Source organism: Streptomyces aurantiacus JA 4570, assembly GCF_000414115.1.
Lineage (GTDB): Bacteria > Actinomycetota > Actinomycetes > Streptomycetales > Streptomycetaceae > Streptomyces > Streptomyces aurantiacus_A.
This window is the reverse complement of sequence record NZ_AOPZ01000144.1, coordinates 1-18,101: the sequence shown is the minus strand read 5'-3', so window position 1 is coordinate 18,101 and position 18,101 is coordinate 1. Positions and strand designations below refer to the sequence as shown.

Annotated in this window: 21 protein-coding genes and 1 pseudogene; 13 read left to right on the top strand and 9 right to left on the bottom strand. The window is 71.6% G+C overall.

Translation table 11 applies throughout. From position 1 onward, the window contains the following. The first annotated feature begins 198 nt into the window (after positions 1-198). The 5 genes from STRAU_RS16035 to STRAU_RS16015 all read left to right on the top strand — a co-directional run bounded on the left by STRAU_RS16035 (position 199) and on the right by STRAU_RS16015 (position 6,549). Entirely contained in the window at positions 199-1,644 is a 1,446-nt protein-coding gene (locus STRAU_RS16035) for an MFS transporter (RefSeq protein ID WP_016641380.1), read from the top strand. 82 nt (positions 1,645-1,726) lie between these two features. Beyond that, positions 1,727-3,190 (top strand): MFS transporter, encoded by a 1,464-nt coding sequence (locus STRAU_RS16030; protein ID WP_016641379.1) that lies wholly within the window; start codon positions 1,727-1,729, stop codon positions 3,188-3,190. Positions 3,191-3,232: 42 nt separating this feature from the next. Continuing rightward, a complete protein-coding gene (locus STRAU_RS16025; RefSeq protein ID WP_037659793.1) occupies positions 3,233-4,249 on the top strand; it encodes an aldo/keto reductase in 1,017 nt (338 codons plus the stop codon). 48 nt (positions 4,250-4,297) lie between these two features. Beyond that, positions 4,298-4,882 (top strand): TetR/AcrR family transcriptional regulator, encoded by a 585-nt coding sequence (locus STRAU_RS16020; protein WP_037659791.1) that lies wholly within the window; start codon positions 4,298-4,300, stop codon positions 4,880-4,882. Positions 4,883-4,992: 110 nt separating this feature from the next. Beyond that, entirely contained in the window at positions 4,993-6,549 is a 1,557-nt protein-coding gene (locus STRAU_RS16015; RefSeq protein ID WP_016641376.1) for a GMC family oxidoreductase, read from the top strand. Positions 6,550-6,648: 99 nt separating this feature from the next. On the opposite strand, the gene STRAU_RS16010 is transcribed toward STRAU_RS16015, so the two are convergent. Together STRAU_RS16010 and STRAU_RS16005 are read right to left on the bottom strand one after the other, a co-directional pair. Then, complete coding sequence (locus STRAU_RS16010) at positions 6,649-6,861, bottom strand: hypothetical protein (protein WP_016641375.1); 213 nt, start codon at positions 6,859-6,861, stop codon at positions 6,649-6,651. Positions 6,862-6,945: 84 nt separating this feature from the next. Beyond that, positions 6,946-8,325 (bottom strand): glycine--tRNA ligase, encoded by a 1,380-nt coding sequence (locus tag STRAU_RS16005; protein WP_037659787.1) that lies wholly within the window; start codon positions 8,323-8,325, stop codon positions 6,946-6,948. Positions 8,326-8,539: 214 nt separating this feature from the next. On the opposite strand from STRAU_RS16005, the gene STRAU_RS16000 reads away from it, so the two are divergent. The 4 genes from STRAU_RS16000 to STRAU_RS15985 all read left to right on the top strand — a co-directional run bounded on the left by STRAU_RS16000 (position 8,540) and on the right by STRAU_RS15985 (position 11,805). Continuing rightward, the gene (locus STRAU_RS16000; protein WP_037659785.1) at positions 8,540-9,559 is read left to right on the top strand and encodes a metal ABC transporter substrate-binding protein; all 1,020 of its coding nucleotides are present in this window, start codon (positions 8,540-8,542) and stop codon (positions 9,557-9,559) included. Between the two features lie 41 nt (positions 9,560-9,600). Continuing rightward, the gene (locus tag STRAU_RS15995) at positions 9,601-10,377 is read left to right on the top strand and encodes a metal ABC transporter ATP-binding protein (protein ID WP_037659781.1); all 777 of its coding nucleotides are present in this window, start codon (positions 9,601-9,603) and stop codon (positions 10,375-10,377) included. A gap of 15 nt (positions 10,378-10,392) precedes the next feature. After that, positions 10,393-11,286, top strand: a complete 894-nt coding sequence (locus STRAU_RS15990; RefSeq protein WP_016641371.1) for a metal ABC transporter permease — start codon at positions 10,393-10,395, stop codon at positions 11,284-11,286. A 102-nt stretch (positions 11,287-11,388) separates the two neighbouring features. After that, the gene (locus STRAU_RS15985; RefSeq protein ID WP_037659778.1) at positions 11,389-11,805 is read left to right on the top strand and encodes a Fur family transcriptional regulator; all 417 of its coding nucleotides are present in this window, start codon (positions 11,389-11,391) and stop codon (positions 11,803-11,805) included. 76 nt (positions 11,806-11,881) lie between these two features. Here STRAU_RS15985 and STRAU_RS15980 read toward each other — a convergent pair whose 3' ends face one another. Both STRAU_RS15980 and recO read right to left on the bottom strand, forming a co-directional pair. Beyond that, the gene (locus tag STRAU_RS15980) at positions 11,882-12,703 is read right to left on the bottom strand and encodes an isoprenyl transferase (RefSeq protein WP_016641369.1); all 822 of its coding nucleotides are present in this window, start codon (positions 12,701-12,703) and stop codon (positions 11,882-11,884) included. A 19-nt stretch (positions 12,704-12,722) separates the two neighbouring features. Beyond that, a complete protein-coding gene (gene recO / locus STRAU_RS15975) occupies positions 12,723-13,475 on the bottom strand; it encodes a DNA repair protein RecO (RefSeq protein ID WP_016641368.1) in 753 nt (250 codons plus the stop codon). A gap of 146 nt (positions 13,476-13,621) precedes the next feature. Here recO and STRAU_RS15970 point away from each other — a divergent pair, with 146 nt between their 5' ends. Together STRAU_RS15970 and STRAU_RS15965 are read left to right on the top strand one after the other, a co-directional pair. Continuing rightward, positions 13,622-13,972, top strand: a complete 351-nt coding sequence (locus STRAU_RS15970; RefSeq protein ID WP_016641366.1) for a DUF6247 family protein — start codon at positions 13,622-13,624, stop codon at positions 13,970-13,972. Further along, complete coding sequence (locus tag STRAU_RS15965; protein WP_016641367.1) at positions 13,969-14,229, top strand: hypothetical protein; 261 nt, start codon at positions 13,969-13,971, stop codon at positions 14,227-14,229. Before STRAU_RS15970 ends, STRAU_RS15965 begins: the two co-directional genes overlap by 4 nt. Positions 14,230-14,244: 15 nt before the next feature. Here the strand turns inward: STRAU_RS15965 and STRAU_RS15960 are convergent, their stop codons facing one another. Next, entirely contained in the window at positions 14,245-14,460 is a 216-nt protein-coding gene (locus STRAU_RS15960; RefSeq protein WP_016641365.1) for a hypothetical protein, read from the bottom strand. Beyond that, the gene (locus STRAU_RS40245; RefSeq protein ID WP_078621252.1) at positions 14,457-14,696 is read right to left on the bottom strand and encodes a hypothetical protein; all 240 of its coding nucleotides are present in this window, start codon (positions 14,694-14,696) and stop codon (positions 14,457-14,459) included. Before STRAU_RS40245 ends, STRAU_RS15960 begins: the two co-directional genes overlap by 4 nt. A 116-nt stretch (positions 14,697-14,812) precedes the next feature. Between STRAU_RS40245 and STRAU_RS15955 the strand changes: the two genes are divergently transcribed. Both STRAU_RS15955 and STRAU_RS15950 read left to right on the top strand, forming a co-directional pair. Further along, a complete protein-coding gene (locus STRAU_RS15955; protein ID WP_016641364.1) occupies positions 14,813-15,655 on the top strand; it encodes a helix-turn-helix domain-containing protein in 843 nt (280 codons plus the stop codon). Further along, positions 15,637-15,858 (top strand): DUF397 domain-containing protein, encoded by a 222-nt coding sequence (locus STRAU_RS15950; RefSeq protein WP_016641363.1) that lies wholly within the window; start codon positions 15,637-15,639, stop codon positions 15,856-15,858. Before STRAU_RS15955 ends, STRAU_RS15950 begins: the two co-directional genes overlap by 19 nt. On the opposite strand, the gene STRAU_RS15945 is transcribed toward STRAU_RS15950, so the two are convergent. The 3 genes and pseudogenes from STRAU_RS15945 to STRAU_RS15935 all read right to left on the bottom strand — a co-directional run. Then, a complete protein-coding gene (locus STRAU_RS15945; protein WP_016641362.1) occupies positions 15,818-16,399 on the bottom strand; it encodes a hypothetical protein in 582 nt (193 codons plus the stop codon). The two genes, STRAU_RS15950 and STRAU_RS15945, sit on opposite strands and share 41 nt — an antisense overlap. A gap of 92 nt (positions 16,400-16,491) precedes the next feature. Further along, positions 16,492-17,439: an ornithine cyclodeaminase family protein gene (locus STRAU_RS15940; protein ID WP_016641361.1), complete on the bottom strand. Its 948-nt coding sequence runs from the start codon at positions 17,437-17,439 to the stop codon at positions 16,492-16,494. Then, a pseudogene (locus tag STRAU_RS15935) lies at positions 17,436-18,101 on the bottom strand (MFS transporter); the annotation flags it as partial. The pseudogene STRAU_RS15935 and the gene STRAU_RS15940, both read right to left, overlap by 4 nt.

Genomic DNA, 18,101 nt, shown 5'->3' with positions numbered 1-18,101 from the left:
CCCGGCGGCGGGCGGCGCGGCGGACCCGGCAGCGGGCGCCGAGGCGGCGGACCCCACGGCGGACGACACGGCGGCGGACTCTGCGGTAACGGTCACACCCCCAGGCTGCCGCACCCCTCACCCCGTTGCCAGGTGCACCTACTACCAGGATAAAGACACTCTGGTACCCCCCTAGGGCGCCCGTCCATCGTCGTATCCGTGACTCTCACGACCCATGGCACCCAGCCAGGTGCACGCACCGCTCCCCCGTCCCCGACCCCCGCCGCCCTCACCCCTCTCGGCCTGATCACCATCCTGCTCGGCGCCGCCCTGCCGATGATCGACTTCTTCATCGTCAACGTCGCCCTGCCCGACATCGAGGCCGACCTGCGCGCCCCCGCCGCCACCCTGGAGATGGTGGTCGCGGGCTACGCCGTCGCGTACGCCGTGCTGCTCGTCCTCGGCGGCCGGCTCGGGGACACCCACGGCCGCCGGACGCTGTTCCTGTGGGGCGTCGCCGCCTTCGGGCTCACCTCGCTGGCCTGCGGGCTCGCGCCGACCGCGTGGTGGCTGGTGGCGGCGCGGGCGGCGCAGGGCGCGGCGTCGGCGCTGATGCTGCCGCAGGTGCTCGCCACCATCCACGCGACGACCAGCGGGGAGCGCCGCGCGCGGGCCGTCTCGCTGTACGGCTCCGTCGGCGGCGTATCGATGGTGCTCGGGCAGATACTCGGCGGGGTCCTGGTCGCCGCCGACCTGGCGGGCACCGGCTGGCGCATGGTGTTCCTGGTGAACGTGCCGGTGGCCGCGCTCGCCCTGGTCTTCGCGGTCCGCGCGGTGCCCGACAGCCGGGCCGACCGCCCGGCGCGCGGCGACCTGGCGGGCACGGTCCTGCTCGCCGTGGCCCTGACCGCGTTCCTGCTCCCGCTCACCGAGGGCCGGGCCGCGGGCTGGCCCCTCTGGTCGATCGTCACCCTCGTCGCCGCGCCCTTCCTGATCTGGGCGTTCGCCGCCGTGGAGCGCCGCGCGGAGGCGAGCGGCGGCAGCCCGCTGCTTCCGCCGTCCCTGATGCGGGAGCCGGGCGTCCGCCGGGGTCTTCTCGTCGGCGTGCCCATCTTCATCGGGTTCAGCGGCTGGATGTTCGTGAGCGCGGTGACCCTCCAGGAGGGCCTCGGGTACGGCGCGCTCAAGGCGGGCCTGACCCTGATCCCCATGGGTGTCGCGCAGTTCGCGGCGTCTCTGCTCGCGCCGCGTCTGGTGCATCGGCTTGGCAGCCGCGCCCTGACCCTGTGCGCGCTGGTGCACGGCACGGGTGTCGCCGTCCTCGCCCTGACGGTCCTGTGGGCCCCGTGGTCGGCGCTGACCCCGCTGACGCTGGCGCCGGGCCTGGCGCTGTGCGGCTTCGGCCAGGGCATCCAGCTCCCGCTGTACTTCCGGATCCTGCTGTCCGCCGTGCCCGCCGCGCGTGCGGGCGCCGGCAGCGGGCTCGCCGCGACGGCCCAGCAGTCCTGCCTCGCCGTGGGGGTGGCCACGCTCGGCTCGCTGTTCCTGGCCCTGAACTCCGGCGTCGGCCTGCGCGAAGCCTTCGCGACGGTCCTCGCCGTGCAGCTCGCCGGGCTCCTCGCCCTCGCCGCGCTGAGCCTGCGCCTGCCGCGCGAGCTCGGCTGAGCCCGCGCGTGCCCTCCGGCGCCGGCCTCGCGCGCCCGCCCGCCCGAGGCGGCGCCCCGCACCTGGAGCTACCGTCGACCGTATGCCCGAGCTGAGCCACCGGCACCGGATACTGGTGCTCGCGATCTGCTGCATGAGCCTGCTGATCGTGAGTCTCGACAACACCATCCTGAACGTGGCGCTGCCCACGATGCGCCGGGAGTTCGACGCGAGCATCTCGGGCATGCAGTGGACGATCGACGCCTACACCCTGGTCCTCGCGTCCTTCCTGATGCTGGCGGGCTCGACGGCCGACCGGATCGGGCGCCGCAAGGTGTTCCAGGCGGGCCTGCTGGTGTTCACGCTCGGGTCGGTGCTGTGCTCGCTCGCCCCCAACCTGGAATGCCTGGTGGCCTTCCGCATGGTCCAGGCCGTGGGCGGCTCGATGCTCAACCCGGTGGCCATGTCGATCATCACGAACACCTTCACCGAGCCGCGTGAGCGGGCCCGCGCCATCGGGGTGTGGGGCGGCGTCGTCGGCATCTCGATGGCGGCGGGCCCGCTGGTGGGCGGCCTGCTTGTGGACTCGGTGGGCTGGCGGGCGATCTTCTTGGTCAATCTGCCGGTGGGCCTCGCGGCGCTGTTCCTCACCGCCCGGTACGTCCCCGAGTCCCGCGCGCCGAAGCCGCGCCGCGCCGACCCCGTCGGCCAGCTCCTGGTGATCGTGCTGCTCGGCGCCCTGACGTACGCGATCATCGAGGCGCCGACGGCGGGCTGGACGTCCCCGCTGATCATGACGTTCGCGGCGATGGCGGCAGCGGCGCTCGCGGGCCTGCTCCTGTACGAGCCCCGGCGCGCGGAACCCCTGATCGACCTGCGCTTCTTCCAGTCGGCGCCGTTCAGCGGCGCCACCGTGATCGCGATCGCGGCGTTCGCGGCCCTCGGCGGCTTCCTGTTCCTGTCGACCCTCTACCTCCAGGACGTACGCGGCCTCGACGCGCTGCACGCGGGCGTGTGGATGCTGCCGATGGCCGCCATGACGCTGGTGTGCGCGCCGCTGTCGGGTCGGCTCGTCGGCGCCCGAGGGCCGCGCGCCTCGCTGCTGATCGCGGGCGTCGCGATGACGGTGTCCGGGGTGCTGTTCGCGGCCTTCGAGGCGGAGGACGCGGGCCCGAGCCGACTGCTCGCGTACGTCGTGTTCGGGCTCGGCTTCGGCTTCGTGAACGCGCCCATCACCAACACGGCCGTCGCCGGGATGCCGCGCGCCCAGGCGGGCGTCGCCGCCGCCGTCGCGTCCACCAGCCGCCAGATCGGCCAGACCCTCGGCGTCGCGGTGATCGGCGCGGTCCTCGCCTCCGGGGTGGCCGTCGCGCACACGGCTTCGTACGCGCACGACTTCACGGAGGCCGGCCGCCCCGCCTGGTGGGTGATCACCGGGTGCGGGCTCGCGGTGCTCGTCTTCGGGGCGCTGAGCAGCGGGGCCTGGGCGCGCGGCACGGCACGGCGCACGGCCGAGCGGTTCGGCGAGGAGCCGACCGACAAGTTACAGAGTACAGAAAACAGATAACAAAACTTGAAATCTGTCAGCGACGCGTGCATGATGGTCGGCATGCGTACTCTCACTCTCGGCACCACCGGCCCCACCACCTCCGCCCTCGGCCTCGGCTGCATGGGCATGTCCGCGCTGTACGGCGAAGCCGACCGCACGGAGTCGATCGCGACGATCCACGCCGCCCTCGAAGCGGGCGTCACGCTCCTCGACACCGGCGACTTCTACGCGATGGGCCACAACGAACTCCTCATCGGCGAGGCCCTGCGCTCGGCCCCCGCGGCCCGCCGCGAACAGGCCCTCACCAGCGTGAAGTTCGGCGCCCTCCGCGACCCGGACGGCGGCTGGTCGGGCTACGACGGCCGCCCGGCCGCGGTGAAGAACTTCGCCGCGTACTCCCTGCAGCGCCTCGGCGTCGACCACATCGACGTCTACCGCATCGCCCGCATGGACCCGGACGTGCCCATCGAGGAGACCGTCGGCGCCATCGCCGAGCTGGTCGAGAAGGGGCACGTGCGCCACATCGGGCTTTCGGAGGTCGGCGCGGACACCCTGCGCCGCGCGGCGGCCGTCGCGCCCATCTCGGACCTCCAGATCGAGTACTCCCTGATCTCGCGCGGCATCGAGGACGACATCCTGCCCACCGCCGCCGAGCTCGGCATCGGCGTCACCGCGTACGGCGTCCTGTCGCGCGGCCTGATCTCCGGCCACTTCACCCGCGACCGGCAGCTCGCCGCGAACGACTTCCGCGGCATGAGCCCCCGCTTCCAGGGCGACAACCTCCAGCGCAACCTGGACCTCGTCGACGCCCTGCGCAAGATCGCCGACGACAAGGGCGTGAGCGTCGCGCAGACCGCGATCGCCTGGGTGCTCGCCCAGGGCCCGAGGTCCGGCGCGAGCATCGTGCCGCTGGTCGGCGCCCGCCGCCGCGACCGCCTCACCGAGGCCCTCGGCGCCCTGGACGTGACGCTGACCGACGCCGACCTCGCCGCCATCGAGCAGGCCGTCCCGGCCGGCGCCGCCGCCGGCGCCCGCTACCCCGAGGCGCAGATGGCGCACCTCGACAGCGAGCGCTGACATGACCGGCCACCGCCCCGGCCGGTGCCTGCGGGTACCTTCTTGACCATGGCTACGACCGAGACCCTGACCGCCGAGCGCATCCTCGCCACGACCGAGGAGGTGCTGCGCCGGCACGGTGCCGCCAAGGCGACCGTGGTGGACGTGGCCCGCGCGCTCGGCGTCAGCCACGCCAGCGTGTACCGCCACTTCCGTACGAAGGCCGCGCTGCGCGAGGCGGTCACCAAGCGGTGGCTGGACCGGACGTCGGACGCCCTGTCCGGCGTGGTCGACGCGGAGGGACCCGCGGAGGACCGGCTGCGGCGCTGGCTGGCCGGGCTCTTCGAGGCCAAGCAGCACAAGGCGGGCGACGACCCCGAGCTGTTCGCGACGTACACGGTCCTGACCGGCGAGGCCAGCGAGGTCGTCGAGGAACACATCGCGGACCTCACCGGGCAGCTCGCCGCGATCGTCCGGCAGGGCGTCGAGGGCGGCGAGTTCGCCCCGTGCGAGCCGGACGTCACGGCCCGCGCCCTGTTCGAGGCCACGGCCCGCTACCACGACCCGGTGTACGCGCCGGACTGGTCGCGTGCGGGCGTCGAGGACGCGTTCACCTCGCTGCTCGACCTGCTGGTGCGGGGCCTGCGCCCCTGACGTCGCCCCAGGCACGCGGCCTGATTCTCCCGTTCCGCTGACCCGCCCCCGCCCCGCCTGATTCCCTGAACCCCGGCACACCCGGGGACACCAGGAGGCGTGAAGTGGCTTTGAAGGCAAGCGAGTTGACGGAAACGGGGGCCGTCGAAGCCGATTACGTCGTCGTCGGCGCCGGGTCGGCCGGATGCGTGCTCGCGGCGCGGCTCAGCGAGGACGCCCGCAGCGTGCTGCTCCTGGAGGCCGGTCCCCGCGAGACGAAGGCGGACCTCGCGACGCCCTTCGCGTGGCCGTCGCTGTGGGGCACGGACGTGGACCACGGCTATGCCTCGGTGCCGCAGCCCGGCCTCGGCGGGATCGCGCCGCCCTGCCCGCGCGGCCGCACCCTCGGCGGCTCCAGCGCCATCAACGCGATGGTGTTCCTGCGCGGCCACCGCGCCGACTACGACGCCTGGGCGGCCGCGGGCTGCACCGGGTGGGGCTTCGACGACCTGCTGCCGTACTTCCGGCGGATGGAGTCGGTGCCGGGCGGGGGCGGCGCGGGCGCCGAACTCCGCGGCGACCGCGGCCCGTTGCGCCCCTCCCCCGCCGCCGACGCCGACGTCAATCCCCTCTCGCGGACCTTCGTCGACGCGGCCGTCGCCGCCGGACACCCCCTGACCGACGACTTCAACGGCATCCGTCAAGAGGGCGCGGGCCTGCACGACTTGACGGTCGCCGACGGGATCCGGCAGAGCGCGGCCGACGCCTATCTGCACCCCGTCGCCCCGCACCGCCCGCGGCTGACGGTGTCCACGGACTCCCGCGCGCACCGGCTCCTCTTCGACGGCGACCGGTGCGTGGGCGTGGAGTTCACGCGCGGCGGCGAGACGGTGCGGGCGTACGCGCGCGCCGAGGTGATCGTCAGCGCGGGCGCGGTCGACTCGCCCCGGCTCCTGCTGCTGTCCGGCATCGGTCCGGCCGAGGAGCTGCGCCGGGCCGGGGTGGAGGTGCGCCACGATCTGCCGGGCGTGGGCCGGGGCTTGCAGGACCATCCGCTGTGCGGGCTCGTGTACGCGGCGGACCGGCCGGTACCGGCCGGTCGCGTGAACCTGTCGGAGGCGTCCCTCGCCTGGCGCAGCGAGGCGTCCCTGCCGGGCCCGGACATGCAGCTGATGTTCATCCATGTGCCGTACCACCCGCCGACGATGACGGCGCCCGAGAACGGCTTCACTCTCGGCGTGGCCACGGTGCCGCGCTCCCGGGGCTCGGTGCGGCTCGCCGACGCCGACCCGGACACGCCGCCGCTGATCGACCCCGGCTATCTCGGCGACGAGTCGGACGTGCGGCGCATGCTGCACGGCCTGGAGGTGGCGCGGGCGGTGGCGGCGGCGGGGCCGTTCGCCGAGTGGGGTGCGCGGGAGGTGCTGCCGGGGCCGGGGGTCACGGACGAGGCGGGCCTGCGGGCGTTCCTGGCGGCGGCGACAGGGCCCTACTTCCACCTGGCAGGCAGCTGCGCGATGGGGACGGGCGCGGCGGCCGTCGTGACGCCCGACCTCAGGGTCCGGGGCGTCCCCGGTCTCCGCGTCGCGGACGCGTCGGTCATGCCGACGATCGTGTCGGTAAACACGAACGCGGCGGCGATGGCCATCGGGGAAAAGGCGGCCGACCTGATCCGCAACGCCGCGTAGGCTCTGCGCGCCCGAAGGGGCGCGGGGAACTGCGCGACCAGCCACGAACCACCCGCAGCCGCACAGGTGGCCGCGGCACCATGGCGCACCGCGCGCCGATCAGCCGGAGGATGCCGACGGATCCACCGTCGCCTGGTGCTCCTGCACCAAGTGTTCCTCCGCCTTGAGCCAAGGCAAGAACTGCGCCTTGCGGCTCCAGCCGCAGGTGTCGCAGGTCAACTGCCGCTGCACGCCCGCCTTTTGCACACGGACGACGTGTTCGCGCCCGTGCTGGTCCCATCTGCTGACCTTGCTCGTGGTCGTCGAAGGCATGGCGTCAGTGTGCAGCAAAGGCCCCCGGTTCCGTGGCCGGAACCGGGGGCCTTCGTGCCAAGAAAGGGTGAACGCGGGTGAACGTCAGCAGCCGACGAGGCGCGTAGCCAGATAGCCCTCGATCTGATCGAGGGACACCCGCTCCTGCTTCATGGTGTCGCGCTCGCGCACGGTCACCGCGTTGTCCTCCAGGGTGTCGAAGTCGACCGTCACGCAGTACGGCGTGCCGATCTCGTCCTGGCGGCGGTAGCGGCGGCCGATGGCGCCCGCGTCGTCGAACTCGATGTTCCAGTTCTGCCGCAGGGCGGCGGCCAGGCCCTTGGCCTTGGGCGAGAGCTCCGGGTTCCTCGACAGGGGAAGCACCGCGACCTTCACCGGGGCGAGGCGGTGGTCGAAGCGCATGACCGTGCGCTTCTCCAGCTTGCCCTTGGCGTTGGGCGCCTCGTCCTCGATGTAGGAGTCGAGCAGGAAGGCGAGCATGGTGCGGCCGACACCGGCGGCGGGCTCGATGACGTACGGAGTCCAGCGCTCGCCGGCCTCCTGGTCGAAGTACGACAGGTCCTGGCCCGAAGCCTTCGAGTGGGCCGACAGGTCGTAGTCGGTGCGGTTGGCGACGCCCTCGAGCTCGCCCCACTCGCTGCCGCCGAACTGGAAGCGGTACTCGATGTCAGCGGTGCGCTTGGAGTAGTGGGAGAGCTTCTCCTGCGGGTGCTCGAACCACCGCATGTTCTCCTCGCGCAGGCCGAGACCGGTGTACCAGTTCCAGCGCTGCTCCATCCAGTACTCCTGCCACTTCTCGTCCTCGCCCGGCTTGACGAAGAACTCCATCTCCATCTGCTCGAACTCGCGGGTGCGGAAGATGAAGTTGCCGGGCGTGATCTCGTTGCGGAAGGACTTGCCCATCTGGGCGATGCCGAACGGCGGCTTGCGCCGCGAAGTGGTCTGCACCTGGGCGAAGTTGGTGAAGATGCCCTGGGCGGTCTCGGGCCGCAGGTAGGCGACGGAGCCGCTGTCCTGGGTGGGGCCGAGGTGGGTGGAGAGCAGACCGGAGAACTGCTTGGGCTCGGTGAACTGGCCCTTGGTGCCGCAGTTGGGGCAGTTGATGTCCGCGAGGCTCTCCGGAGCGCGGCCCTTCTTCTCCTGGAACGCCTCCTCCAGGTGGTCGGCGCGGAAGCGCTTGTGACAGGAGGTGCACTCGGTGAGCGGGTCGGTGAAGGTGGCGATGTGGCCGGATGCCTGCCACACCTCGGTGGCCAGGATCACGGACGAGTCGATACCGACGACGTCTTCCCGCGAGGTGACCATGTAGCGCCACCACTGACGCTTGAGGTTCTCCTTCAGCTCGACGCCCAGAGGTCCGTAGTCCCAGGCGGCGCGCTGGCCGCCGTAGATCTCACTGCACGGAAAGACGAAGCCTCGGCGCTTGCTCAGGCTGACGATGGTGTCGATCTTGTCGGCGGCCACGGTGCTCTCTTCATTACGACGACGGCGAAGCCACGCTTCGGGGCTGACGAAGCGCATGCCTCAGGAGCGAATGCTTCAGATTACCGGCGGCCGTACCCCTCGGATCAAATCGGTTCTGGCACGGTCCGGTTCCGGCAGTCGCCGAGCGCGAGCAGACGCGTACAGATCGACACTTTGTTGACAACCGTTTCCAAGTTTGTTGAAAATGACTGTCATGAACGTACGACGCCTCATACCCTCCGCCGCCCTCGCCACCGCCACGGTTCTGGGCCTCACCGCCCTGTCCGGCTGCGCGTCCTCGGACGCGGCGGACAAGAACAGCGAGGGCAAGCTGGACGTAGTGGCGTCGTTCTACCCCATGGAGTTCCTGGCGAAGGAGATCGGCGGCAAGAACGTCGAGGTCACCACGCTCACCGAGCCCGGCCAGGAGCCGCACGACCTGGAGATCAGCGCCAAGCAGACGGCGCAGCTGGAGAACGCGGACGCCGCGCTCTACCTGAAGGGTCTGCAGCCCTCCGTCGACGAGGCCATCGGCCAGTCCGGCATCAAGACCAAGATCGACGCCGCCTCCCTGACCAGCCTGGAGAAGCACGGCAACGAGGTCGGCGGGCACGACAAGCACGAGGAGCACGACGAGCACGGCTCCGAGGACGAGCACGGCCACGAGGAAGAGGGTCACGAGGGCCACAGCCACGAGACCCCCGGCGGCAAGGACCCGCACATCTGGCTCGACCCGGTGAGGTACGCCGAGGTCGCCGAGGGCGTCGGCGAGGCCTTCGCGAAGGCGGACCCGGACCACAAGGCCACGTACGAGAAGAACACCGCCGCCCTGGTGAAGAAGCTGACCGGCCTTGACACGGACTTCAAGAACGGCCTGAAGAAAACCGCGTCCGACGAGAAGGTCTTCATCACCACCCACGCCGCCTTCGGCTACCTCGCCGAGCGCTACGGCCTCACCGAGGAGGCCATCTCCGGCCTGGACCCGGAGGGCGAGCCGAGCGCGAACCGCGTCAAGGACCTCCAGGAGATGGCGAAGGCCGACGGCGTGACGACGGTGTTCTACGAGACGCTGGTCAGCGACAAGACCGCGAAGACCCTCGCGAAGGACGCCAAGCTGAAGACGGACGTGCTCGACCCGATCGAGGGCATCACGGAGAAGTCGAGGGGCGACGACTACTTCGAGGTGATGCGGTCCAACCTCGCCGCCCTCCAGAAGGCTCTCGGCACCAAGTGACCTCCACCACACGCCCGTCACCGTCACGGAAGGCAGCCGCCATGGCCGACGCCAAGAGTGAGCCCGTCATATCCCTGCGCGAGGTGACGGCCGAGCTGGGCGGGCGCCCGGTCCTGCGCGGCATCGACCTCGCCGTGGGCCGCGGCGAGGTCGTCGCGCTGCTCGGCGCGAACGGCTCCGGCAAGTCGACGGCCGTGCGCACGGTCATCGGGCAGGTCCCGGTGACCGGCGGCACGATCGAGATCTTCGGTACGCCGCGCCGGCGCTTCCGGGACTGGGCGCGGGTGGGCTATGTCCCGCAGCGCACCACGGCCGCGGGCGGCGTCCCGGCGACGGTCACGGAGGTCGTGACGTCCGGCCGGCTCGCGCGGGCCCGCTTCGGCGTGCTGCGCAAGGCCGACCGCGCGGCGGTCACGCACGCCCTGGAGCTCGTCGGCATGGCGGACCGCGCCAAGGACTCCGTGAGCGCCCTCTCCGGCGGCCAGCACCAGCGGGTCCTGATCGCCCGCGCCCTGGTCTCCGAGCCCGAACTGCTGATCATGGACGAGCCGATGGCGGGCGTGGACCTGGCCAGCCAGGAGGTCCTCGCGGCCACCCTGCGCCACCAGGTCGACCAGGGCGCCTCGGTGCTGCTCGTGCTGCACGAGCTGGGCCCGCTGGAGCCGCTCATCGACCGCGCCGTGGTGCTGCGCGACGGCTGCGTGCTGCACGACGGCCCGCCGCCCAAGGCCGTGGGCCAGCACGCGCTGCCCGGCCACGACCACGTCCACCCCCACGACGCCGACGCGGCCCCCGTCCGCACCGGCCTGCTCACCTGAGGACCGGCGATCGTCATGGAATTCCTGAACTACGAATTCATGCAGCGGGCCCTGCTCGCCGCCGCCCTCGTCGGCGTCACCGCCCCGGCGGTCGGCATCTATCTGGTGCAGCGCCGCCAGGCCCTCATGGGCGACGGAATCGGCCATGTCGCGATGACCGGCGTCGGCCTCGGCTTCCTCCTGTCCACCTCCCCGGTGTGGATGGCCACGGCGGTCGCGGTGGTCGGAGCTGTGGCGATGGAGCTGATCCGCTGGTACGGCAAGACGCGCGGCGACATCGCGCTCGCGATGCTGTTCTACGGCGGCATGGCGGGCGGCGTGATGCTGATCAACCTCGCGCCGGGCGGCTCGAACGCGAACCTGAGCTCCTACCTCTTCGGTTCCCTGTCGACCGTCTCGGAGGACGACGTGACGGCGATCTGTCTGCTCGCCGCGTTCGTGGTCCTCGTCACGGTCGGCCTGCGCCGCCAGTTGTTCGCGGTGAGCCAGGACGAGGAGTTCGCGCGTGTGACGGGTCTGCCGGTGCGGGCCCTGAACCTCCTGACGGCCGTGACCGCGGCGGTCACCGTCACCGTCGCCATGCGGGTCGTGGGCCTGCTGTTGGTGTCGGCGCTCATGGTGGTGCCGGTGGCCGCGGCGCAGCAGCTCACCCGGAGCTTCGCGGCGACGTTCGCGATCGCGGTGGCCATCGGGGTCTCCGTGACGCTGGGCGGCACGGTCACCTCGTACTACCAGGACGTGCCCCCCGGAGCGACGATCGTGCTCCTCACGATCGGCGTGTTCATCGTGCTCACGCTGCTCGCGACGCCTCTGGCGCGCAGGAGGGCGCGCGCGTCGGCGGCCCGCGACGCGGCGTGCACGGCGGACGTGCCGGGCTCGCGCTCCGCGTCGGACGAGGTCACTGTCTGAGATCACTCTGGTCACCGTCCGGCGGCTACCTGGCACAATGGCCGGGCGAGACGACGCACCACGAAAGTGCGGACGAGTGCTGAAGAGTGCTAGGAGGCACCTGTGACGACGGCTGCGGGACCCCCCGTACGAGGCCGGTCCACCCGGCAGCGGGCCGCTGTGGCGGCCGCGCTCGACGAGGTGGACGAGTTCCGCAGTGCGCAGGAGCTCCACGACATGCTCAAGCACCGCGGTGACTCCGTGGGCCTGACCACGGTCTACCGCACGCTCCAGTCCCTCGCCGACGCCGGCGAGGTCGACGTGCTGCGCACCAACGACGGCGAGGCGGTCTACCGCCGCTGCTCGACCGGCGAGCACCACCACCACCTGGTCTGCCGCGTCTGCGGCAAGGCCGTCGAGGTCGAGGGCCCCGCGGTCGAGTCGTGGGCGGAGTCCATCGCCGCGGAGCACGGCTTCGTGAACGTGGCGCACACGGTCGAGATCTTCGGTACGTGCGAGGACTGCTCGGCGCGGGCCTGAGCAGCCCCGTGGTGGGCCCGCACTCCCCACCCACCCTTTCAGGTGTGGGGGTACTTCGTACCCCCACACCCCCTGATCAACTGTTCGCGATCTGTTCCTCGTTGGGGATCGCCCCGCCGAAGCGGCGGTCGCGCGAGGCGTACTCCAGGCAGGCGCGCCACAGGTCGCGCCGGTCGAAGTCCGGCCAGAGGACGTCCTGGAAGACCATCTCGGCGTAGGCGCTCTGCCAGATCAGGTAGTTGGAGGTGCGCTGCTCGCCGCTGGGCCGCAGGAACAGGTCCACGTCCGGCATGTCCGGGTAGTACAGGTACTTGGCGAGGGTCTTCTCGCTGACCTTCGACGGGTCGAGGCGTCCGGCGCGCACGTCCTCCGCGAGGGCCTTGGCGGCGTCGGCGATCTCGGCGCGGCCGCCGTAGTTCATGCAGAAGTACAGCGTGAGCCGGTCGTTGTCCTTGGTCTGCTCCTGGGCGATCTGGAGCTCCTTGGCGACGGACTTCCACAGCTTGGGCATGCGCCCCACCCAGCGCACCCGCACGCCGAGTTCGTCGAGCTGGTCGCGGGACTTGCGGATGAAGTCGCGGTTGAAGTTCATCAGGAAGCGCACCTCGTCGGGCGAGCGCTTCCAGTTCTCGGTGGAGAAGGCGTACAGGGAGATGCTGCCGACGCCCATCTCGATGGCGCCCTGGAGCACGTCGACGACGCGCTCGGCGCCGACCTTGTGGCCCTCCGTGCGCGGCAGGCCGCGGTCCTTCGCCCACCGCCCGTTGCCGTCCATGACGACGGCCACGTGCTTGGGGACCAGCTCGCCGGGGATCTTCGGCGGCCGCGCTCCCGAGGGGTGGGGCTCGGGCAGCTCGTACTCGCGGCGGGACCGTCCGAGGATTCCGCGTCGTGCCATGAGGTGACTACTCCGTTTTCTATACGTTTTTCTCTACGTACCGAAGCGAGCGCAGGCCGCGCTCCAAGTGCCAGTGCAGATAGGCCGATACGATGCCGCTGCCCTCGCGGGCGTGCCGCGCCTCACAGGCGTCGGCCGTCGCCCAGTCGCCGGTGAGCAGCGCGCCGAGGTGCGTCAGGGTCTCCGCCGAGGGTACGACGCTGCCCGGCACCCGGCAGTCGGCGCAAATCGAGCCGCCCGCGGCGACGGAGAAGAAGCGGTTGGGGCCCGGCATGCCGCATCTGGCGCAGTCCGTGAAGCTGGGCGCGTAGCCGTTCACGGCGAGTGAGCGCAACAGGAACGCATCGAGCACAAGATGCGGCTCGTGCTCCCCGCGGGCGAGCGTCCGCAGCGCGCCGACCAGCAGCAGATACTGCTGCACGGCCGGCTCCCCCTCATGATCGGTGAACCGTTCCGCCGTCTCCAGCATGGCCGTACCGGCGGTGTAGCGCGCGTAGTCGCTCACAATCCCGCCACCGTACGGAGCGATGGTCTCACTCTGCGTACACAAGGGCAGCCCACGCCCGACCAGTTCACTCCCTCTCGCGAAGAACTGCACATCCACGTGCGAGAAGGGCTCAAGTCGCGCCCCGAACTTGGACTTCGTGCGCCGCACTCCGCGGGCCACGGCCCGCACCCGCCCGTGCCCGCGCGTGAGCAGCGTGATGATGCGGTCCGCCTCACCCAGCTTCTGGGTGCGCAGCACGACACCGTCATCACGGAACAGGCTCATGGGCCCATTCTCCCGTACGCCGCCCCCGCGACGGCCCCGGGTTCGGGGCGGGCCACGGCCCATCGCGCCCACCCACCAATTTTCGCTGGTTTTCTCCAGCGGGCCGGTAGCGTACGAGGACACCCCTGCCCGCACCGGAGGCCCCTGTGAGCGCGCAACCCGACGGCCCGTACGGCCCGCTGATCCCGATGCCCGAGCTGACGCCCGACGCGTTGCGTTCGGCGGTGGTCAAGATCGCGCCCAGCCGGGTACCAGCCCTCATCCAGCACCTCTTCGAGGCGACCACGAACGCCCAGCAGACGCAGAGCCTCGCCCCCTTGCGGGCGTTCATCCACTCCTGGGCCGTGTTCGTGGCGATCGAGCGGCACCCCCAGCGAGCGGCGCGACTGCGGGAACTGGAGCGCCTTGTCTCCGACGGCGAGCAGGACCCGGCGGATGCCGTGACGGAGATCCGCCAGATCCAGGAGGCCGCGGAGACCGAGGCCGGCCTTCGGTGAGCGACTGGACCTGGGACTACAACCCCAGCGAGGAGTACATCACCGACGGCCTGCCGCCGGGCGTGGTGGCCGAGGTCGAACGGATCGTCACCGAACTCGCCGCGCTCGGACCGGAAACCGTCCGGGTCGGCAGGCCGATCGACCGCGAAGGCGGGCTGCGCGAGTTCGACATCCTCGGCGGGCGCGGCTTCATCAGCTTCCTCCCTGTCCCCCGGCACGAGTGCGTCTACGTCTGCAACGTCACCTGGTACGGCTGACGCCCCCGCTGCGCGTCAAGGCACCTCGCCGCGGCTCCGCGCGTTCGCGTACGCCGTCGCCGCGCGCAGGCGCTCCGCGCTCGTGGCCATCCTGAGCGCGTCCGGGGCGCAGTCCCACTCCCGGCCGCCCCCGTACGGCCGCAGCTGCACGTACGGGCCCTCGTGGCCCATCACCCTGCCCACCCGGCCCGTCCGGGTGTCCACCGCGTACGTCCCGATCGGCAGCCTCACGGCTTCGCCACCCCCCGCAGCACCGCCGCGAGCCGCGCCGCCGTCTCCACCGGGCAGCCGCCCAATTCCACCAGCGGACATGGCGCCTCTCTGACGACCGTCACCGGATCGACCCGCAGCGACGGCAAAGAAATTCCTGTCCCCGCCAGAGCAGCGCGCAATTCTTCCACTGTTTCCTCCGCCTCTTCGAGACAACCCACAGAGTGCGAGTTGCCTGCGGCGCTATTCGCCGTCACGTGGTTCCCCTTGTCCGTCGGATTTCACTCTTCGTGTCCCCACGGTGACGCGTTGCGTCTACGATTGGCAGGAGTCTGTGCGCTACAAGTGCGGGGCTGCGGAGGGGAGTTCATCCATGGCCAAAGGTGCTCATGGATCGCGACAGGCCGCGTGGGAGTTCTTCGGCGCGGAGCTGAAGCGGAGGCGCGAGGAGGTCGCGTTTACCCAGGTCGAGCTGGGGGCGCGGGTCTTTGTCTCCGGGGGTTACATCGGCCAGTTCGAACAGGCCATTCGGAAGCCGCAGTTGGATGTGGCTCAGCGGATCGATGAGGTCCTGCAAACCGGAGGCTTTTTTGAGCGAATGTGGCGCAAGCTGATCAAGGATCAACCGTTCAAGGCGTACTTTGCCCATGCTGTGGAGCTGGAGCGGCTGGCGACGAAGATCTGTGAGTTCGAACCGGCGTTGATTCCGGGACTGTTGCAAACTCCCGAGTACGCACGGGCCCTCTACACCGCAGGCAATCCGTTCGCCACCGAGGAATACATCGAGGAGCAGGTCCAGGCCCGCACGGACCGTGCCTGGATCCTGGCGGACGCCACGCGTCCCACGTACTGGGTGATCGTGCACGAGGCCGCGCTGCGCGTGCCGGTCGGCGGCGGCGCCACCATGGCGGCCCAGTTGGACCGCGTCGTGACGATGGCGCAGGAGCACAAGGTGCTGGTGCAGGTGATCCCCTTCGCGGCCGGGGCGCATCCGAGGATGGGCAAGATGATGAAGCTCATGGAGTTCGAGGACGCGCCGCCCACCGTCTATACAGAAGGGGTGCATACGGGGAATCTGCTGGACGAACCGGCGGTGGTGAGGCAGGTGCAGGGGTCCTACGATCTGCTCAGGGCTGCCGCGTTGCCGCCGGAGGCGTCCCTGACCCTGATCCAGGCGGTGGCGGAGGACCACAGACGATGCGCAAGGTCGGCCTGAACACCACCCAGTGGCGCAAGAGCAGTTACAGCAGCGGCGACGGCGGTGAGAACTGCGTCGAGGTCGCCGACGGCATACCGGGCGTCATCCCCGTACGGGACAGCAAACTCGTCCCCCACGGGCCCGTGGTGACCGTCACCGCCCCCGCCTGGGCGGCGTTCCTCACCTCGGTGTGCGGCGCCGCCTCCAGTACGCCCAGGTGACCGCCCCGAGCAACGGCCCCCACAGCAGCAACGGCGCGTAACTCACGTACAGCGCCGCCGCCTCCCAGGCGCCCTGGCGCGTGGGGAAGTCGTCGGAGAGTTCCTCACCGGTGATGGTGACGCCGCGTGCCTGCGAGATGAACGCCGTCGTCCACAGCACCGTGACCGCGACGGTCCCGAGCGCCGCCGGGACGATCGCGGCCATGGGCGGCACCCCGCGCCCCCGCAGGAACGGCACCCAGCGCGGGAACACCTCGCCCCAGCGGGCCACCAGCCCCACCGCCGTGAACGCGAACAGTTCGGACAGGACCGACAGGAACACCAGGTAGGCCCACCCGGGCACCCAGGCCGGGAGGTCTCCCCGCTGACCGCGGACGCCCTCGTCGAAGAACCATGACGCGATCCGCCAGACACTGGAGGGCAGCACGGCGAGGGGCACGGCCAGCGCGGCGAGCCGAGCCCAGCGGGGCACCCCGGCGGCGGGGGCGTGCGCGGCGGCCCAGCGGGCCCGCAAACGGGATTCGGTACGGGTGACGGTCATGGGTCAACGGTGCCGATCAAGGCGGGGCACCCGGATCACCTGCCGGAACGAACCCCCTCCGCCGCGTGGCGGAGCCACGGTCAGCCCAGGAGTCAGCCCAGAAGATCGGCCTCCGCCCCGACACCGCGCCGTTCCGCCTCCCGGAAGGCGAGCCAGGACAGGGCCAGGTCCTGCCAGGGCAGACCGACGGGCGCGTACACGGAAAGGGCGGCGGCGCCCGTACGTCCGGGATGCTCGCCGCGCAGGACCTCGCCGAGGGTGGCGTCGGCCGCGCTGGCCGGAAGCCCGGCGGCCGCCAACGCCCCCATGGACGCGGCCAGTTCGCGGTCGTCGACGACGAGGAGGCCCGCGTCGAGAAGGTCGGCGGCCAGCTCCTGTTTGCCCGGCTCGTCGGCACCGAGGGTCGTGAGGTGCCCGCCGGGGCGGGTGTCGGCGAGGGCGAGGAGCGGGGTGCGGGACCAGGTGGCGAGGAGGACCACGTCGGCGCGGGCCGCGACTTCGGCGGCGGACGTCGACACCTCGCCCTTGTGCCGGGCGGCGAAATCGGCCGCGCGGCCCGCGTCGGTGTCGTACACCGCAAGCGCGCTGTAGCGCCGCAGCGTACGCAGGCCGCGCACCATCAGCTCCGCCTGCGCGCCCGCGCCGATCACGCCGAGCACGGCGGTGCCGGCCGGGTCCGGGGCGGCGAGGACGTGCGTGCCGAGGGCGGCCGCCAGGCCCGTGCGCCACGCGGTGACCGTGGCCGAGTCGAGGAGGGCCAGCAACTCTCCGTCCGCACCGCCATGCAGGCAGATGACCCCGCGCAAGGCGGGCCGCGCGCCGGGAAACTTGGCGTTGACCTTGACGGTGTACGCGGCCACGCCGGGCAGCAGCCCCGGGATCAGCGCCGTCGCCGTGCCCGGGAACGGCAGGTCCGTACGCACGCGTTGCCCGGCGACCGGCACCTCGTCCGCCACCCGGAAGCCGTCCGCGAGCGCGGCGAGGCAGGCGACCGGGTCGAGGAGGGCGGTGAGGTCGGAGTGGGTCAGGAGGCGGGTCATGGGGTGATCGTGCCAGGCCGTACCCGCAGGTGGGTCACGCAGGTCACGGCCGCGAGCGCCGCCGCGGCGGTCAGGGTCTGTGGGGGTGTGAGGGGGCCGTTGTCCGTGAGGAGGGTGATCGCGTACGGGGTGAACATGCCCGTGTACGCGGCCGTCCAGAAGTACGACGTGAGGCGGGCCAGTTGGTGCGGGGGTGCCGTGGCGGCCACCTGGGTGAGGCCATGGGTGAGGGTGAAGCCGTAGCCCGCGCCCAGGGTGACCGCGGCGGTCATCGCCCACGGCTGGGAGGCGGTGTGCGCGGCCCACGCGGCGAGGGCCAGGCCGCTCGCGATCGCCAGGAGCCCGATGCTCGCGGCCGCGTGTCGGTGTGCGGCCGCGCGGCGGGCGAGGGGTTGGACCAGGAGGCCGGTTCCTGGGACGACGGCGGTGGCGATCCCGGTGAAGACCAGACCCGCGTGCACCAGCCCCGGAAGGGTCACGAACCCGACCGTGGGCGCGGCGAAGACCCAGGGGGCGAGGGGGAACACGGCCCGCCGGAGCTGCCGGACCGGGTCGCCGCCCTTGCCCCCGACCGCGGTACGGGCTCCACCGCCGACCTTGCCACCGCTTGCGGCACCACCCCACTCACCGCCTACGGCGCCCACCCGCTCACCACTTGCGGC

Excerpts from the sequence above, each read along its gene's own strand:
- STRAU_RS16030 (WP_016641379.1), top strand. The coding sequence starts at position 1,727 with ATGCCCGAGCTGAGCCACCGGCACCGGATACTGGTGCTCGCGATCTGC.
- STRAU_RS16025 (WP_037659793.1), top strand. The coding sequence starts at position 3,233 with ATGCGTACTCTCACTCTCGGCACCACCGGCCCCACCACCTCCGCCCTC.
- STRAU_RS16020 (WP_037659791.1), top strand. The coding sequence starts at position 4,298 with ATGGCTACGACCGAGACCCTGACCGCCGAGCGCATCCTCGCCACGACC.
- STRAU_RS16010 (WP_016641375.1), bottom strand. The coding sequence starts at position 6,861 with ATGCCTTCGACGACCACGAGCAAGGTCAGCAGATGGGACCAGCACGGG.
- STRAU_RS16000 (WP_037659785.1), top strand. The coding sequence starts at position 8,540 with ATGAACGTACGACGCCTCATACCCTCCGCCGCCCTCGCCACCGCCACG.
- STRAU_RS15995 (WP_037659781.1), top strand. The coding sequence starts at position 9,601 with ATGGCCGACGCCAAGAGTGAGCCCGTCATATCCCTGCGCGAGGTGACG.
- STRAU_RS15990 (WP_016641371.1), top strand. The coding sequence starts at position 10,393 with ATGGAATTCCTGAACTACGAATTCATGCAGCGGGCCCTGCTCGCCGCC.
- STRAU_RS15980 (WP_016641369.1), bottom strand. The coding sequence starts at position 12,703 with ATGGCACGACGCGGAATCCTCGGACGGTCCCGCCGCGAGTACGAGCTG.
- recO (WP_016641368.1), bottom strand. The coding sequence starts at position 13,475 with ATGAGCCTGTTCCGTGATGACGGTGTCGTGCTGCGCACCCAGAAGCTG.
- STRAU_RS15955 (WP_016641364.1), top strand. The coding sequence starts at position 14,813 with ATGGCCAAAGGTGCTCATGGATCGCGACAGGCCGCGTGGGAGTTCTTC.
- STRAU_RS15950 (WP_016641363.1), top strand. The coding sequence starts at position 15,637 with ATGCGCAAGGTCGGCCTGAACACCACCCAGTGGCGCAAGAGCAGTTAC.
- STRAU_RS15945 (WP_016641362.1), bottom strand. The coding sequence starts at position 16,399 with ATGACCGTCACCCGTACCGAATCCCGTTTGCGGGCCCGCTGGGCCGCC.
- STRAU_RS15940 (WP_016641361.1), bottom strand. The coding sequence starts at position 17,439 with ATGACCCGCCTCCTGACCCACTCCGACCTCACCGCCCTCCTCGACCCG.